The sequence below is a fragment of the Streptomyces sp. NPDC046831 genome (genome assembly GCF_040645305.1).
In the GTDB taxonomy this organism is placed as follows: Bacteria; Actinomycetota; Actinomycetes; order Streptomycetales; family Streptomycetaceae; genus Streptomyces.
On the sequence record NZ_JBEYXZ010000002.1, the window covers coordinates 272717 to 287760 of the forward strand.

Consider the following 15044-nt stretch of genomic DNA (forward strand, 5'->3'; position numbering starts at 1 on the left):
CGTACCTCCTTAGGTAAGCCTTGCCTAACCTAGCGGAGATCGGGGCGTCCGCCAACCAGGCCCTTCCGGACAGCGGAAGCACCAGGAGCGAGTCGGGCCCGGCCGGCGCGGCGCGCGGGCCCTGGCGACATCGCCGCTCAGGCCGCGAGGACGCCCAGCAGGGCCCGTGCGCACAGATCGCGCACCTGGCCCCGGGTCAGGTCCGGGCCGCGCAGCCACTCCAGGCAGACGGCGGTGGTGAACGCCAGCCAGCCGCGGACCGCCAGTTCCAGGTCGGCGCGCCGTCCGGCCGCGGCACCGAACTCCGGGTCGGCGGCGAGGGCGGCGAGGATCTGGCGCTCCTGGGCGGCCAGGGCCCGCCGGTACACCCGGCGCACGGCCTGGTCTCCGGCCGCGTCGGCGCGGTGGAAGGCCCGGTAGCCGTGCGCGTGGGCCTCGACGTACTCCAGGTACGCGTCGAGGCCCGCCGTGAGCTGTTCGCGCACCGGCACCCCGGGCACCGCCGCCGTCATGCGCAGCATCCGCTCGCTCTCGCGTTCGACGACCGCCGCGAAGAAGTCCCGCTTGGTCGGGAAGTAGTGGTACAGCAGCCCCCGGGAGACTCCCGCGATCTCGGCGACCTGCTCGATCCACACGTCGTCGTACGGCCGGTCGGAGAACAGCCGCGCCCCGACCGTCAGCAGCTGCTCCCTGCGCTCGGTGGTGGTGAGCCGGCGGCGCGTGCGCTCCCTCTGGTTCGCGGCCATGCCCGCACTCTACTTGACGTGTATTCAACAACGGGTCGAGACTGACCGCGTTACTGAACCCATGTACAACAGGCCGCATCCCACGGTCAACGACGCGCTGGATCAAGGGAGATCGCTTCATGGCGGAGACGACGACCGCGACCGCGCTGCCCAAGGGCTTCCGCGGCGCCGAGCAGGGCTGGCCCGAGCTGCACCGCATCCCGCACCCGCCGCGCCGCCTGCCCCTGCTCGGCGACGTCCTCGGCGTGAACCCGCGGACCCCGGTCCAGGACACCCTGCGCCAGGCGCGGCAGTCGGGGCCGATCTTCCGGCGGCGGGCCTTCGGCCGCGAGTTCGTGCTCGTGTGGGGCGGACGGCTGGTGGCCGACCTGGCGGACGAGACGCGGTTCGCCAAGCACGTCGGGCTGGGCGTCGCCAACCTCCGGCCGGTGGCGGGCGACGGCCTGTTCACCGCGTACAACCACGAGCCCAACTGGCAGCTCGCGCACGACGTCCTCGCCCCCGGCTTCAGCCGGGAGGCCATGGCCGGCTACCACACGATGATGCTGGACGTCGCCGGACGGCTCACCGGTCACTGGGACCGCGCGCTGGCCGCCGGCCGCACGGTGGACGTCCCCGGCGACATGACCAAACTGACCCTGGAGACGATCGCGCGCACCGGGTTCGGGCACGACTTCCGCTCCTTCGAACGCTCCCGTCCGCACCCGTTCGTCACCGCGATGGTCGGCACCCTGAGCCACGCCCAGCGGCTGAACACCGTCCCCCTGGGGCTCGCCCCGCTCCTGATGCGCGGCGCGAGCCGCCGCAACGCCGCCGACATCGCCCGGCTCAACCGCACGGTCGACGACCTGGTGCGCGCCCGCCGCACGGCGAGCGGCGACGGGGACCTGCTGGACCGGATGCTGGCGACGGCCCACCCCGTGACCGGCGAGCGGCTGTCCCCGGAGAACGTGCGCCGCCAGGTGATCACCTTCCTGGTCGCCGGCCACGAGACCACCTCGGGGGCCCTGTCCTTCGCCCTGTACTACCTCGCCCGGCACCCGGAGGTCGCCGCCCGTGCCCGCGCCGAGGTGGACCGGGTCTGGGGCCGGGAGGCGAGGCCCGGCTACGAGCAGGTCGCCAAGCTGCGCTACGTCCGCCGGGTGCTCGACGAGTCCCTGCGGCTGTGGCCCACCGCGCCGGCCTTCGCCCGCGAGGCCCTGCGGGACACGGTGCTGGCCGGCGAGCACCCGATGCGCCGGGGCGCGTGGGCGCTGGTGCTGACGCCGATGCTGCACCGGGACCCCGAGGTGTGGGGCGCCGACCCCGAGCGCTTCGATCCGGACCGCTTCGACGCGCGAGCCGTGCGGGCCCGTCCCCCGCACGTGTTCAAGCCGTTCGGCACGGGCGCGCGGGCCTGCATCGGCCGGCAGTTCGCGCTGCACGAGGCGACGCTGGTCCTCGGACTGCTGCTGCGCCGCTACGAGCTGGTCCCCGAACCCGACTACCGGCTGACGGTGACCGAGCGGCTGACGCTGATGCCCGAGGGCCTGCGGCTCCGCCTGGAGCGCCGCACGGCCGGCGCCCCCGCGGCGCCGGCACGGGTCCCGGACCAGGCCGGCTCAGACCCGCGCGGTCCAGTGCGCGGGACGGGCGACTGACCCCGGCAGGCGGGTGCCGGCGCTGCCCCGGGCCGCGTCGGCCTGCGGCTGGGTCACGAAGAACGCGCCCGTCAGGTCCGCGTCCGTGAGGTCGGCGTCGCGCAGGTCGGCGCCGATCAGGTCCGCGCCGCGCAGATCGGCGCCGGTGAGGTCGGCCGCGATGAGGCAGGCGCCGCGCAGGTTCGCGCCCCGCAGGTCGGCCCCCTTGAGCCGGGCGCCGGCGAGGTCCGCGCCGCGCCGGTCCTTCTTCCTGCCGCGCACCCCGGCGCGGGCCAGTTCGCTGGTGCGCAGCAGCAGCACGTCGACCTTCCGCCGGTGCGCGCCGACGTCGAGCGCGGCGAGTTCGCCGGGCGTGCCGAGGGTGAGCCGCTCGGTCTCCTCCAGGGCCCGGCGCAGCCCGGACCGGACGGGGCCGGCCGCGGGCAGGGCGAGCGCCTCGGTCAGGTACCACAGCAGTTCGTGCAGCTGCCTCACGACCGGGAACACGTCGAACATGAGCCGGGCGCGCTCCGCCGGTCCGGTGCGCCAGTCCCGCCCGCCGAAGGTGACCCGGGACACCTTCTGCCCGGCGCCGAAGCAGTCGTAGACCGTGCAGCCGGTGAAGCCCCGCTGCCGCAGCCGGGCGTGGATGCCGCACCGGTGGTCGTCCCCGAGGTGCGGGCAGGGCTTCCCTGCGGGCTTGTCGAGGGCGAAGTCCGCGGAGGCGGCGAAGGGCAGGGCGACACAGCACAGCCCGAAGCAGCGGGCGCAGTCTCCGCGCAGGTCGGACCGGTCGTCCGTGTGTTCTGCCATGGCGGCACCCTATCGACCCGCGCGGGCGGCCCCGGACGCCCCGTGGACCACGAACCGCCGACCCGGACGCCCGGGACGACCGCGGACCGCTTCCGCCGCTGCGGCCGCCGTCAGACCTCGTCCCGCGTGAGCGCGAGCAGCCGGTCCAGTACGCGGGGGCCACCGGCCCGGACGCCGTCGTGCTCGAACTCGTCGGTCACCCAGGTGCGCAGGCCGCGTACGGCCCGGGCGGTCTCCAGGGAGTGCTGCGCGTCGACGTACATGTCGTCGTGGTAGACGGCAGCGGCGACGGGGACCTCGTTGTCGGCGAGGCGGGCGGGGTCGTACAGCGGCCGCCAGTCGGTGCGGGCGGCGAGCAGGTCGGCGGTCTCGCGCAGCGGGCGCAACGCCGGGTCGCTGCCGAACATCCAGGGGTGCACGGACTCGCCGGTGAACAGCAGCGGCCCGTCGCCGGCGAGCGCCTTCGCGGCGTCGAACTGCGGGAACTCGGCGCGGACGCGTTCGGCCGACCAGGCCGTGGGGCGGTCGTCCTGGGCGTAGACCGCCTCGTGGAGGACGGCGTACAGCGGGTGGCCCGCGTACGACAGCAGCCCCTGCGCCTCCTCCAGGAACGCGTCGGACAGCGCCGGCCCCTGCGCGGTGGGGACGAAGGCGTGCTCCAGCAGGAAGTGCAGGCGGTGGCTGCCCTCGCTGCCGCCGAGCACGATGCCGAGGGACTGGAAGGCCTCGACGGTGCACCGGTAACCGTTCGGCAGGACCACGTCGTGGGTCAGGAGGTGGTCGGCGACGCGGCGGGCGCGTTCGACGTCCTGCGGGTAGCGGGCGTAATGCGCGGCGACCTTGCGCTCGATGCGCGGGTAGGCGGCCCGGTAGACGTCGTCGGCGTGGGCGTGCAGGGACGGCAGGCCGCCGGTGACGACGGCGGCGGCGAGCCCCTCCGGGTGCGTGGAGAGGTAGGCGACCGTGCAGAAGCCGCCGAAGCTCTGACCGAGCACGGTCCAGGGCGCGCCGCCCGTCACCACGGGGCGGATGGCCTCGCAGTCGCGGACGATCGAGTCCGCGCGGAAGTGCGTGAGGTAGTCGGCCTGCTCGGCGGGGCCGCCGCGCAGCGGGAGGGTCTGGCGGTTCGCGGGCGTGGAGTGGCCGGTGCCGCGCTGGTCGAGGAGCAGGACGCGGTGGTCCTCGAGGGCGCGGGCGAGCCAGGCCTGCCTGCCGACGAAACGGTGCGCCCCGAAGCCGGGGCCGCCCTGGAGGTAGAGCAGCCACGGCAGGTCCTGCCCGGCCTTGTCGCTCGCGACGACCTCACGGCCGTAGAGCCCGATCGACTCCCCGGCCGGGTCGTCGTGGTCGAGGGGCACGGTGAAGTGATGGTCGGTGAGGACGACACCGGGCTGGCGGTAGGTGACGGACAACGGTGACTCCCGGGACGGACGAAAGGTATTGCGGCCGGGTGCCAGTCCAGCACACGTCCGTCCGCCGCCGGACGCCGAGATCACGACATCCTGCTGAACGGCGGGTCAGCGGGCGGCGCACCGGCTCTGCGGCGGCCGACAGGTGCCGGGCGGGTCAGCGGGCGCACCGGCCGGCAGGCGGCGGACGAGTCAGCGGGCGCACCGGCCGTACGGCGGCCGACAGGTGCCGGGGGGGCAGCGGGCACGCCGGCCGGCAGGCGGCGGACGAGTCAGCGGGCGCACCGGCCGTACGGCGGCCGACAGGTGCCGGGGGGCAGCGGGCACGCCGGCCGGCAGGCGGCGGACGAGTCAGCGGGCGCACCGGCCGTACGGCGGCCGACAGGTGCCGGGGGCAGCGGGCACGCCGGCCGGCAGGTGCCGGACGAGTCAGCGGGCGCACCGGCGGCCGTACGGCGGCCGGCAGGTGTCGGGCGGGTCAGCGGGCGCACCGGTCCTGCGGCGGCCGACAGGCGCCGGCAGGTCAGCTCCGGCGCCCCGGCGCCGCTCCGGCCCGCAGCACTCCGGCCCACAGCGCTCCGACGGGCAGCGCTCCGGCCGTCGGCGCTCCGGTAGGCAAAGCCCCCGCGCGGGCGATGCTCCGGCAGGCGCTCCGGCAGGCGGCCGCGACGCGGTCCGCCGCCGGGTGAAGCCGGGGTTCCGCCCGTGCCGCCCGCCTGACTACCCTGCAGTCACCCGATGAGCGATCAAGGGAGCCGCGATGCGTGTCGCTCTGTTCCTGACCTGTGTCAACGACGCGCTCTATCCCGGCACCGGCCGCGCGGTGGTGAAGCTGCTGACCAGGCTGGGGGTCGACGTCGACTTCCCGGAGGACCAGACCTGCTGCGGGCAGGCCCACTACAACACCGGGTACCGGCACGACGCCGAGCCGCTCGCCCGCCGTTTCGCCGGCGTCTTCCGGGACTACGACGCGATCGTGACGCCGTCCGGGTCGTGCGGCGCGATGGTGCGTGAGCTGTATCCGCGCATGGGCGAGCGCGCCCGTGCCGAGGGACGCGGGGGCGCGCTCGCCGCGACCCTGGCGCCCGTGGTCCCGAAGACGTACGAGCTGACGGAGTTCCTGGTGGACGTGCTGGGAGTGACGGACGTCGGCGCCTTCTACCCGCATCGCGTGACGTACCACCCGACCTGCCACGGACTGCGCGCCCTGCGGCTCGGCGACCGCCCCCTCCGGCTGCTGCGGGCCGTGAAGGGACTCGAACTGGCCGAGCTGCCCGGAGCGGACGAGTGCTGCGGATTCGGCGGCACCTTCGCCGTGAAGAACGCCGACGTGTCCGCCGCGATGGGCGCCGACAAGGTGCGGAACGCCGAGTCGACGGGCGCCGAGGTGCTGTGCGCGGCCGACAATTCCTGCCTGATGCACATCGGCGGCACCATGGCCCGGCTGCGGACGGACCTGCGGCCGGTGCACATCGCGGAGATCCTGGCGAGCACGGAGGAGGACCCGGCGGCATGAGCGGAACGTACCTGGGGATGCCCGCGCTCCCCCCGTCCTTCCCCGAGGCCGCCCGCGAGGCCGTGCGCGACACCACGCTGCGCGGCAATCTGCGCCACGCCACCCACACGATCCGCGCCAAGCGGGCCAGGGCGGTGGCGGAGGTGTCCGACTGGGCGGCGCTGCGCGAGGCGGGCCGGCAGATCAAGGACCACACCCTGCGCCATCTCGACCGCCATCTGGAGCAGTTGGAGCAGGCGGTCACGGCGGCGGGCGGCACGGTGCACTGGGCGGCCGACGCCGAGGAGGCCAACCGGATCGTGGCCGGCCTGGTGAAGGCGACCGGTGAGTCGGAGGTCGTCAAGGTCAAGTCGATGGCCACCCAGGAGACCGGGCTCAACGAGGCGCTGGAGGCGGAGGGCATCCGGGCCTACGAGACCGACCTCGCCGAGCTGATCGTGCAGCTCGGCGGTGACCGGCCGTCGCACATCCTGGTCCCGGCGATCCACCGCAACCGCGGCGAGATCCGGGACATCTTCCGCTCCGAGATGGCGCGGTGGGGGCGCCCGGCCCCCGAGAACCTGTCGGACTCCCCCGCCGAACTCGCCGAGGCGGCCCGCCTGCACCTGCGGGAGAAGTTCCTGCGCGCCAGGGTCGGCATCTCCGGTGCCAACTTCATGGTCGCCGAGACCGGCACGCTGGTCGTCGTGGAGTCCGAGGGCAACGGCCGGATGTGCCTGACCCTGCCCGAGACGCTGATCTCGGTCGTCGGCATCGAGAAGGTCGTGCCGACCTGGCGGGACCTGGAGGTGTTCCTGCAGACCCTCCCCCGCTCCTCCACGGCCGAGCGCATGAACCCGTACACGTCCATGTGGACGGGGACGTCGGACGCCGACACGGCCGACGGGCCGCGGGAGTTCCACCTGGTGCTGCTGGACAACGGCCGCACCGACACGCTGGCCGACGAGGTGGGCCGCCAGGCCCTGCGTTGCATCCGCTGCTCGGCCTGCCTCAACGTGTGCCCGGTGTACGAGCGGGCGGGCGGTCACGCCTACGGCTCGGTGTACCCCGGCCCCATCGGCGCCATCCTCAGCCCCCAACTGCGCGGCACCGGCAGCGAGATCGACGCCTCGCTGCCCTACGCATCGTCGCTGTGCGGCGCGTGTTACGACGTGTGCCCGGTCGCCATCGACATCCCCGAGGTGCTGGTGCACCTGCGGGAGCGGGTCGCCGAGGGCGGCCCGGTGACCCGGCAGGGCAACAAGGTGGTGCTCAGGCCGGCGAAGGGCCACGCCGCCGAGCGGGCGGCCATGCGCGGCGCCCGCTGGGCGCTCAGCCACCCCGGCGTCCTGCGCACCGGCCAGCGGCTGGCCTCCCGCACCCGCCGCCTCCACCCGCGCACCCTGCCGGGTCCCGGCCGGGCCTGGAGCGGCACCCGGGACCTGCCGCCGGTACCCGCGGAGCCGTTCCGCGACTGGTGGCGGCGCACGCACGGCGCAGGCCCCGGGAACGGTGCGAAGGGCGCGTACGGCGCGCGGAACGAGAAGGACGAGAACGGCGGCACCGGCCGGAAGGGGCGGGCGCAGTGAGCAGCAGGGACCGGATCCTGGGCCGCGTACGGCGCGCACTGGCCGACGTACCCCGCGACGACACGCCGTACGAGCAGGCCGTCTCCCGCGCCTACCTGCGCCGGCACGGCGAGCGCACCGTCGAGGAGACGGTGGAGCTGCTGGCGGAGAACCTCGCGGACTACCGGGCCGTCGTGCACCGCACCGACGCCGCCGGGCTGCCCGCCCTGATCGCCCGGCTGCTGGCCGACCGGGGCGCGGCGTCCGTTCTCGTCCCGGCCGGGCTGGACGAGGGCTGGCTGACGGCGACGGAGGCGGCCCGCGTCGCCGACGACGCCCGGAGCACGCCGCACGAGCTGGACCGGGTCGCCGCCGTGGTCACCGGGTGCGCGGTGGCCGTCGCCGAGACCGGCACGATCGTCCTGGACGGCTCGCCGGACCAGGGCCGTCGCCGCATCACGCTCGTACCGGACCACCATGTCTGCGTCGTCCGCGTGCCCGGCCAGGTCGTCGCCTCCGTGCCCGAGGCTCTGGAGCGGCTGGACCCGGCGCGCCCGCTGACCTGGATCTCCGGCCCGTCGGCGACCAGTGACATCGAGCTGGACCGGGTGGAGGGGGTGCACGGGCCGCGCACGCTGGAAGTGGTGCTGATGAGCGAGTGACCCCCGGCGCCGCCGGCGTGTGGTGGGCGGGGACGGCGTCGGCGGCACGGGCGCCGCAGGGGCGCCCGCGTCCCGGGGCGCGATCGCTCCGCGCCTCCCGCGCCGTCCCCCGGCGGCTACGTCACCGCACGCCCGCCGCGTCCAGCAGTGTCGCCGCCGTCGCCGCGGCGAGACCGTCGGAGAGTGTGTCGAGCCGCGCCCCGCTGCGGGCGGCGGCCCCGTCGAAGACCGGCATCAGCTGCCGGGCGAGCCTGACGGGGTCGGCCGCGCCGCCGTGCTCCGCCTGCGCGCGGAACCACTCCCCCAGCCGTTCCTTGGCGCCCTGGGCCACCCTGCTCGCCTCGTGCCCGGGGTCCTTCAGCTCGACCAGCGCGGCGAGGTAGGGGCAGCCCCGGTAGCCGGGTTCCGCCGCGGCCTGTGCCAGGCGCTCGAAGACGTGCAGGATCCGCTCGCGGGGCGCGGCGGCGTCCCGCGGGTCCGGCACGACGAGCCGGGCCTCGTATCCGGGCAGGCGGCGCTCCAGGCTCGCCGCCAGGACCTCGTCCTTGCTGCCGAAGAGCTGGTACATCGACCGCTTGGAGACGCCGGCCGCCCGGCACAGCGCTTCCACGCCGATGGAGACGCCGTCACGGTAGAAGAGGTGGGCCCCCGCGTCGAGCAGCCGGTCCCGCGGGGATGCCTTGCCGGTGGTGGACGCCGCGCGGGGAGTGGACAGAGGCCCGAGGCCACCGCGCCGGAGCGCACGGGGAAACCGATCGGTGTACGGCCGGTCCCGTCGCGTACACCTGATGACAGACAGCGTGAACAAGCGCTTAGATATCTTCCCTGAACGCCGTTCGCCCGCGCCGCTGGAGGCCCTGTTGTTCACGTCCGTCGACGATGTCTCCGCCCGCCTGGCCGAGACCGGCTACCTGGCCTCGCCCGCCGTCGCCACGACCGTCTTCCTCGCCGACCGCCTCGGCAAGCCGCTGCTGGTCGAGGGCCCCGCCGGGGTCGGCAAGACCGAGCTCGCCAAGGCCGTGGCCGAGGTCGCCGGGGCCCGCCTGGTCCGGCTGCAGTGCTACGAGGGCGTCGACGAGGCCCGGGCGCTGTACGAGTGGAACCACGCCAAGCAGCTCCTGCGGATCAGCGCCGGGCGCGGCGAGACGTGGGACGAGGCGCGCACGGACATCTTCAGCGAGGAGTTCCTGCTGGCGCGCCCGCTGCTGACGGCGATCCGCGGCGACGACCCCAAGGTCCTGCTGATCGACGAGACCGACAAGGCCGACGTCGAGGTGGAGGGACTGCTCCTGGAACTGCTCGGCGACTTCCAGGTCACCGTGCCCGAGCTGGGCACCATCACCGCGACGCGCCGCCCCTTCGTCGTGCTCACCTCCAACGCGACCCGGGAACTGTCGGAGGCGCTGCGCCGCCGCTGCCTGTTCCTGCACATCGGGTTCCCGGACGAGGAGCTGGAGCGCCGGATCGTGCGGCTGAAGGTGCCGGGGCTCGACGAGGCCCTGGCCGCCTCGGTGGTGCGGGTCGTCGGCGCGCTGCGGGCCATGGACCTGCGCAAGGTGCCGTCGGTCGCCGAGACGATCGACTGGGCGCGCACGCTGCTCGCGCTCGGCGCCGGGCCTGGACGAGCGGGTCGTGCGCGACAGCCTCGGTGTCCTCCTCAAGCACCAGGAGGACGTGCTGAAGGCGTCCGCCAAGCTCGACCTGGACGCGGTGTGAGCGGCACCGCGCCGGCCGGGGTGGCGGACCGGCTCACCGGGCTCGTCGCGGCGCTGCGCGCGCACGGCGTCCGGATCGGCACCGGCGAGACCGTGGACGCGGCCCGCGCGGTCGAGGCGCTCGGGCTGGCGGACCGCGAGCTGCTGCGCGAGGGCCTGGCCGCCACGCTGCTGCACGGCAGCGGCCAGCGCGCCGTGTTCGACCCGGTCTTCGACCTGTACTTCCCGCGCGCGGTCGGCGCGCCCGGGAGCCGGCCGGCGGATCGGGAGGACCTGCGGGACCGGCTCGCGGACGCCCTCGCCGCGGGTGACACCGCCCTGATGGAGCGGCTGGCGGCCGAGGCGGTCGACGGCCTAGGCGGATACGGGGCGTCGGGGGTGTCGGACGGCTGGTCGGCGTACCAGACGCTTCAGCGGCTGCGTCCGCAGACGCTGCTGGCCCGGGTGCGCGCGAGCATCCGGGCCGGCGCCGGGGCGGGCGGCGGCGGGGACGGGTTCGCCGACCGGCTCCTCGACGACGAGATCCGGCAGCGGATCGACGTCTTCCGCCGGCAGGTGGCCGCGGAGGCGCGACGGCGGGTGGCCGAGCGGCGCGGCCGGGAGGAGACCGCCCGGCGGGCGGTGGCGCCGAGCGCGGACCGGGTCGACTTCCTCTACGCGGGCCGCGACCGGCTCGCGGAGCTGCGCCGGACCGTGCAGCCGCTGGCCCGCAAGCTCGCCACCCGGCTGGCCGCCCGCCGCCGCCGTGCCGCCCGTGGCACGGTCGACCTGCGCCGCACCCTGCGCGGCTCGCTGTCGACGGGCGGTGTGCCGGTGCGGCCGGTCCTGCGCCGGCGCCGTCCGGCGCGCCCCGAACTGGTGCTGCTGTGCGACGTGTCCGGCTCGGTGGCGGGCTTCTCCGACTTCACGATGCTCCTGGTGCAGGCGCTGCACGACCAGTTCACGCGGGTGCGGGTGTTCGCCTTCGTCAACCGGGTCGACGAGGTGACCGGGCTGCTGCGGCACGGCGCGGCCGACCCGGAGGGCCTGGGGACGCGGATCCAGGCGGAGGCCCGCCTCACCGGATGGCACGGCAGCAGCGACTACGGCGTCGCGCTCGGCGAGTTCGCGGAAGCCTACGGGGACGCGCTCGGCCCGCGTTCGACCGTGTTCGTCCTCGGGGACGCCCGCACCAACATGAGCGACCCGAACCTCCCGGCCGTCCGGGAGATCGCCCGGCGGGCCCGCCGCGTGTACTGGCTCAACCCGGAGCCGCGGGCCCAGTGGGGCACGGGCGACTCCGCCGCGCCCGCCTACGCCGATCTGGTCGAGATGCACGAATGCCGCAACGCCCGCCAGCTCGGCGCCCTGGTCTCCCGGCTGCTGCCGGTGTGACGGAGGTGGTCGAGCTGCCCCGGACGGCCGCAGGCCGCAAGAGGTGCGCAAGTCCTTACCTCTGGACGGTTCGTCACCCGGGTGCGCCGGACGCGCCCACCATCAGGAAGCGATAGCTCCGCTTTGCCTCCGCGACGATTCCGCGCGAGCCGAGCCGCCATGAACCGGTCCGCCTGCGACCGGTTCCGCCGGGTACCCGGCGCGGGCACCGAGCAACCGGGCCGACCGGGCCGCCGGACCGCCGGCGGCTCCCTCGGCCGTCGCGCCCGGGCGGAGCGGGCAGCGTCGGGCCTCGCCACGGCGGCATGGGCACCGGCGCCCGCCCCCGGGCGCGGCCCACCGGCGCGGTACGCCGCGCCGGCGTGTGACAGGCGCGCCCGGCCCCGCGCACCCGGCGGACGGAGGGTGACGAAGATTCCCTCCCGGCGAGCAGGACGTTTGCTGGAGCCACGAGTGAGCACGCGGCCCCCGGACGTTCGTGCGCCGGCAGAGAGGAGCTTTCGATGGCGGGCAGCGAGGCCGGTCCTGTGGAGATCGACGCGGATCCCGAAGCACTCAAACGGCACCCCACCCTGTTCCGGGCGGTCAGACGGCGGCGCAACCCCCCGTTGCGGCGGACCGACATCACCGTCACCGACGAGGCGGCGGTCAAGCGGGCGGTGAAGGCGGCCTCGCTCGGCAACGCCATGGAGTGGTTCGACTTCGGCATCTACAGCTACCTGGCGGTCACCATCGGGCAGGTGTTCTTCCCGTCCGGCGACGACACCGTGCAGCTGCTGTCGTCCTTCGCGACCTTCGCGGTGTCGTTCCTCGTGCGTCCGCTGGGCGGCCTGGTCTTCGGCCCCATGGGGGACAAGATCGGCCGCAAGAAGGTCCTCGCCCTGACCATGATCATGATGGCGATCGGCACGTTCGCCATCGGCCTGATCCCGTCGTACGCCACGATCGGGTTCTGGGCCCCGGCGCTGCTGATCCTGTTCCGGCTGGTGCAGGGCTTCTCCACGGGCGGCGAGTACGGCGGCGCGTCCACCTTCATCGCCGAGTACGCGCCCGACCGGCGGCGCGGTTTCTACGGCAGCTTCCTGGAGCTCGGCACCCTGGCCGGCTATGTCGGAGCGGCGGGCCTGGTGACCCTCCTGACCGCCGCGCTCGGCGACGACGGGATGGAGTCCTGGGGGTGGCGGGTCCCGTTCCTGGTGGCCGGGCCCATCGGGCTGGTCGGCCTGTACCTGCGGCTGCGGCTGGACGAGACGCCCGCGTTCAGGAAGCTGGAGGAGGGGTCCACCCACCGGGCGTCCGAGGCGGCGTCCGGCGTGGAGACGACCGCCAAGGGCGACGTGGCGAGGATCTTCCGCGACTACTGGCCGACCCTCGTCCTGTGCGTCTGCCTGGTCGGCGCCTACAACATCACCGACTACATGCTGCTGTCGTACATGCCGACCTACCTCTCGGACGAGATGGGGTACTCCGAGACGCACGGCCTGCTGATCCTGATCGTCACCATGGTCGTCCTGATGCTGCTGGTCAACACCGTGGGCAGGCTCTCGGACCGAGTGGGCCGCAAGCCGCTCCTGATGGGCGGCATGCTCGGTTTCCTCGTGCTGTCGCTCCCCTCGTTCCTGCTGGTCCAGCAGGGCAGCCTCGCGGCGGTGGCCGCGGGCATGCTGATGCTCGGGCTGTCCCTGGTCTGCCTGCTCGGAACGATGTCGGCGGCGCTGCCCGCGCTCTTCCCGACCCCGGTGCGCTACGGCTCCCTGTCCATCGGCTACAACGTCTCCGCCTCCCTCTTCGGCGGGACGACCCCCCTGGTGATCACCGCGCTGATCTCCGTCACCGGCAGCAAGCTGATGCCCGCCTACTACGCCATGGCGGCGGCCCTCGTCGGCGTGGTCGCGGTGGCGTGCATGAAGGAGACGGCGCGCCGTCCGCTGGCGGGCTCCCCGCCGTCCGTGGCGACGCCGGAGGAGGCCGCCCGGCTGGTGGAGAGCCAGGCCCCGATGCCCAGGTTCTGACCGCCCCGCGTCCCCGGCCGGCGAGACCGGCCGCCCGGGCCAGTAGGCCGCCGCGGTCACTCCGGCGGAGTACTACCCGCGGCGCGGTCACCCCGGCGGGGCACCCCCGCGGCGCGGATCGCCGGCGGTGCGCACGCCACCCCCGTGCGGCGTCCCGGGCCGGTGGACGCGGCCGCGGGGAGCCGGCCGCCGCGGGCGCGACGGCCGGCTCCCCGTTTCTCGCCCCCGGTGGTCATTCCTCGTCCCCGGTGGTCGGGCGTGTGCGTCCGATCTCCGGGCCCTGGGCCCGCAGGTGCAGCACGTCCCCGATGAACAGGTCGTACACCAGCACCCCGATCACCCCGCCGACCAGGGGCCCGACGATCGGGATCCACCAGTAGTCGCTGAACGCTCCGGCCAGGGAGCCCGGGAACGCCAGCTCGCCCCAGCCGGCGACCCAGGTGAACAGGCGCGGGCCGAAGTCGCGGGCGGGGTTGATGGCGTATCCGGCGTTCGCCCCGTACGAGATGCCGATGGCGGCGACGGCGAGGCCGATCAGCAGGGGGCCCATGTTCGCCTTCGGGGCCGTGTTGCGCAGGTCGACGAGCGCCATGACGAACATGACCAGGAACGCCGTGCCGACGATCTGGTCCAGGAGCGGCCCCCAGTCGCTCCCGCCGAAGTACGGGGCGGGGAAGGTGCCGAAGATCGAGAAGGAGGCGAGCGTGTGCCCGTTGGTCTTCGGCCCCTGCATGGCGGCGTCGAAGACCCTGATGGCGTCGTGGTACACGGCGTACACCAGCGCCGCGCCGGTGAACGCGCCCAGCAGCTGGGAGATCCAGTACGGGACCACCTTGACCCAGGGGAACCCGCGCCGCACGGCGAACGCCAGGGTCACCGCCGGGTTGATGTGCGCTCCGCTGACGCCTCCGGCCACATAGACGCCGAAGGTCACGGCCAGCGCCCAGCCCCAGCCGATGAGCAGCCAGTCGCCGACGCCGAGGAAGATCGTCGTGGGGCCCTCCGTGCGGCCCGAGCCGGGCAGCGCCGCGACCGCCATGGCGCCCACGCCGCAGCCGAACGAGATGAGGACGAAGGTCCCCAGGAACTCTGCGAGACATTCACCCCACAGGCCCCCGCGGCGCCTGAGCCGGGAGGGTTTGACGAGGGGCGGGATTTGCACGGCCATGTCGGCCCCCTCAACGAACGGTCCGGCGGATGGCGGGCTCGGCCGTCGGCCGTCCCTCCCTCGGACGGCCCCGTGCGCCGGTCCGTCCGCGCACCGGGGCGGCCCGAAGCCACCCGTCCGGGCCTGAGTATCCGAATGTGATGACCTCCGCTTCACCGCGACGGCCGGGCGAGGCGGGGACGGCTCACGGACACCGGCCACCTGGTACTGCTGTACCTGCAGCACCGGGCACCCGCCGGGTCGGCGGTGTGCCGCGTGTCGAACGTCCGCTCCCATCTGTGCCTCCGGTCGAGGCACATGACTGAGTATGACGCGTACCCGGGCGACTCGCTCATCGTGACGAACCGCCACCGCCAGTGCGCTCGTGGGGGCCGCCGAGCACCTCCCCGCCGCGGCTTGCGGGCGCCGGTTCCGCCCGCCGCCTTTCCGTGCTCCTCTCCTTCCGTGCTCCTCTCCTTCCGGG

General features: G+C 74.6%; 11 protein-coding genes and 1 pseudogene. 7 read left to right on the forward strand and 5 right to left on the reverse strand.

Translation table 11 applies throughout. The features are described from left to right. Positions 1 to 137: 137 nt before the first annotated feature. Positions 138 to 746: a helix-turn-helix domain-containing protein gene (locus ABZ920_RS03190; protein WP_361498199.1), complete on the reverse strand. Its 609-nt coding sequence runs from the start codon at positions 744 to 746 to the stop codon at positions 138 to 140. Positions 747 to 865: 119 nt separating this feature from the next. On the opposite strand from ABZ920_RS03190, the gene ABZ920_RS03195 reads away from it, so the two are divergent. Further along, positions 866 to 2386: a cytochrome P450 gene (locus ABZ920_RS03195; RefSeq protein ID WP_361498201.1), complete on the forward strand. Its 1521-nt coding sequence runs from the start codon at positions 866 to 868 to the stop codon at positions 2384 to 2386. Here the strand turns inward: ABZ920_RS03195 and ABZ920_RS03200 are convergent. Together ABZ920_RS03200 and ABZ920_RS03205 are read right to left on the reverse strand one after the other, a co-directional pair. Then, positions 2348 to 3178 carry a pentapeptide repeat-containing protein gene (locus tag ABZ920_RS03200; RefSeq protein WP_361498203.1) on the reverse strand — a complete coding sequence of 277 codons (831 nt, stop codon included), beginning with the start codon at positions 3176 to 3178 and terminating at the stop codon, positions 2348 to 2350. The genes ABZ920_RS03195 and ABZ920_RS03200 overlap by 39 nt on opposite strands. A 110-nt stretch (positions 3179 to 3288) precedes the next feature. Beyond that, entirely contained in the window at positions 3289 to 4590 is a 1302-nt protein-coding gene (locus tag ABZ920_RS03205; protein WP_361498205.1) for an alpha/beta fold hydrolase, read from the reverse strand. 757 nt (positions 4591 to 5347) lie between these two features. On the opposite strand from ABZ920_RS03205, the gene ABZ920_RS03210 reads away from it, so the two are divergent. The 3 genes from ABZ920_RS03210 to ABZ920_RS03220 are packed head-to-tail and all read left to right on the forward strand — an operon-like array spanning position 5348 to position 8312. Continuing rightward, positions 5348 to 6103 (forward strand): (Fe-S)-binding protein, encoded by a 756-nt coding sequence (locus ABZ920_RS03210; protein WP_361498207.1) that lies wholly within the window; start codon positions 5348 to 5350, stop codon positions 6101 to 6103. Beyond that, positions 6100 to 7671: a LutB/LldF family L-lactate oxidation iron-sulfur protein gene (locus ABZ920_RS03215; protein ID WP_361498209.1), complete on the forward strand. Its 1572-nt coding sequence runs from the start codon at positions 6100 to 6102 to the stop codon at positions 7669 to 7671. Before ABZ920_RS03210 ends, ABZ920_RS03215 begins: the two co-directional genes overlap by 4 nt. Next, entirely contained in the window at positions 7668 to 8312 is a 645-nt protein-coding gene (locus ABZ920_RS03220; RefSeq protein ID WP_361498211.1) for an LUD domain-containing protein, read from the forward strand. Before ABZ920_RS03215 ends, ABZ920_RS03220 begins: the two co-directional genes overlap by 4 nt. 121 nt (positions 8313 to 8433) lie before the next feature. Here the strand turns inward: ABZ920_RS03220 and ABZ920_RS03225 are convergent, their stop codons facing one another. Beyond that, a complete protein-coding gene (locus ABZ920_RS03225; protein WP_361498373.1) occupies positions 8434 to 9027 on the reverse strand; it encodes a TetR/AcrR family transcriptional regulator in 594 nt (197 codons plus the stop codon). A gap of 145 nt (positions 9028 to 9172) precedes the next feature. Between ABZ920_RS03225 and ABZ920_RS03230 the strand changes: the two are divergent. The 3 genes and pseudogenes from ABZ920_RS03230 to proP all read left to right on the forward strand — a co-directional run bounded on the left by ABZ920_RS03230 (position 9173) and on the right by proP (position 13413). Next, a pseudogene (locus ABZ920_RS03230) lies at positions 9173 to 10028 on the forward strand (MoxR family ATPase). Continuing rightward, positions 10025 to 11401, forward strand: a complete 1377-nt coding sequence (locus ABZ920_RS03235; protein WP_361498213.1) for a VWA domain-containing protein — start codon at positions 10025 to 10027, stop codon at positions 11399 to 11401. The pseudogene ABZ920_RS03230 and the gene ABZ920_RS03235 overlap by 4 nt, the downstream one beginning before the upstream one ends. Positions 11402 to 11904: 503 nt before the next feature. Next, complete coding sequence (gene proP, locus ABZ920_RS03240; RefSeq protein WP_361498215.1) at positions 11905 to 13413, forward strand: glycine betaine/L-proline transporter ProP; 1509 nt, start codon at positions 11905 to 11907, stop codon at positions 13411 to 13413. A 232-nt stretch (positions 13414 to 13645) separates the two neighbouring features. Here proP and ABZ920_RS03245 read toward each other — a convergent pair whose 3' ends face one another. Then, the gene (locus ABZ920_RS03245; RefSeq protein ID WP_361498217.1) at positions 13646 to 14581 is read right to left on the reverse strand and encodes an MIP/aquaporin family protein; all 936 of its coding nucleotides are present in this window, start codon (positions 14579 to 14581) and stop codon (positions 13646 to 13648) included. Between the last annotated feature and the right edge of the window lie 463 nt (positions 14582 to 15044).

Excerpts from the sequence above, each read along its gene's own strand:
- ABZ920_RS03245 (WP_361498217.1), bottom strand. The coding sequence starts at position 14,581 with ATGGCCGTGCAAATCCCGCCCCTCGTCAAACCCTCCCGGCTCAGGCGC.
- ABZ920_RS03195 (WP_361498201.1), top strand. The coding sequence starts at position 866 with ATGGCGGAGACGACGACCGCGACCGCGCTGCCCAAGGGCTTCCGCGGC.
- ABZ920_RS03190 (WP_361498199.1), bottom strand. The coding sequence starts at position 746 with ATGGCCGCGAACCAGAGGGAGCGCACGCGCCGCCGGCTCACCACCACC.
- proP (WP_361498215.1), top strand. The coding sequence starts at position 11,905 with ATGGCGGGCAGCGAGGCCGGTCCTGTGGAGATCGACGCGGATCCCGAA.
- ABZ920_RS03215 (WP_361498209.1), top strand. The coding sequence starts at position 6,100 with ATGAGCGGAACGTACCTGGGGATGCCCGCGCTCCCCCCGTCCTTCCCC.
- ABZ920_RS03210 (WP_361498207.1), top strand. The coding sequence starts at position 5,348 with ATGCGTGTCGCTCTGTTCCTGACCTGTGTCAACGACGCGCTCTATCCC.
- ABZ920_RS03200 (WP_361498203.1), bottom strand. The coding sequence starts at position 3,178 with ATGGCAGAACACACGGACGACCGGTCCGACCTGCGCGGAGACTGCGCC.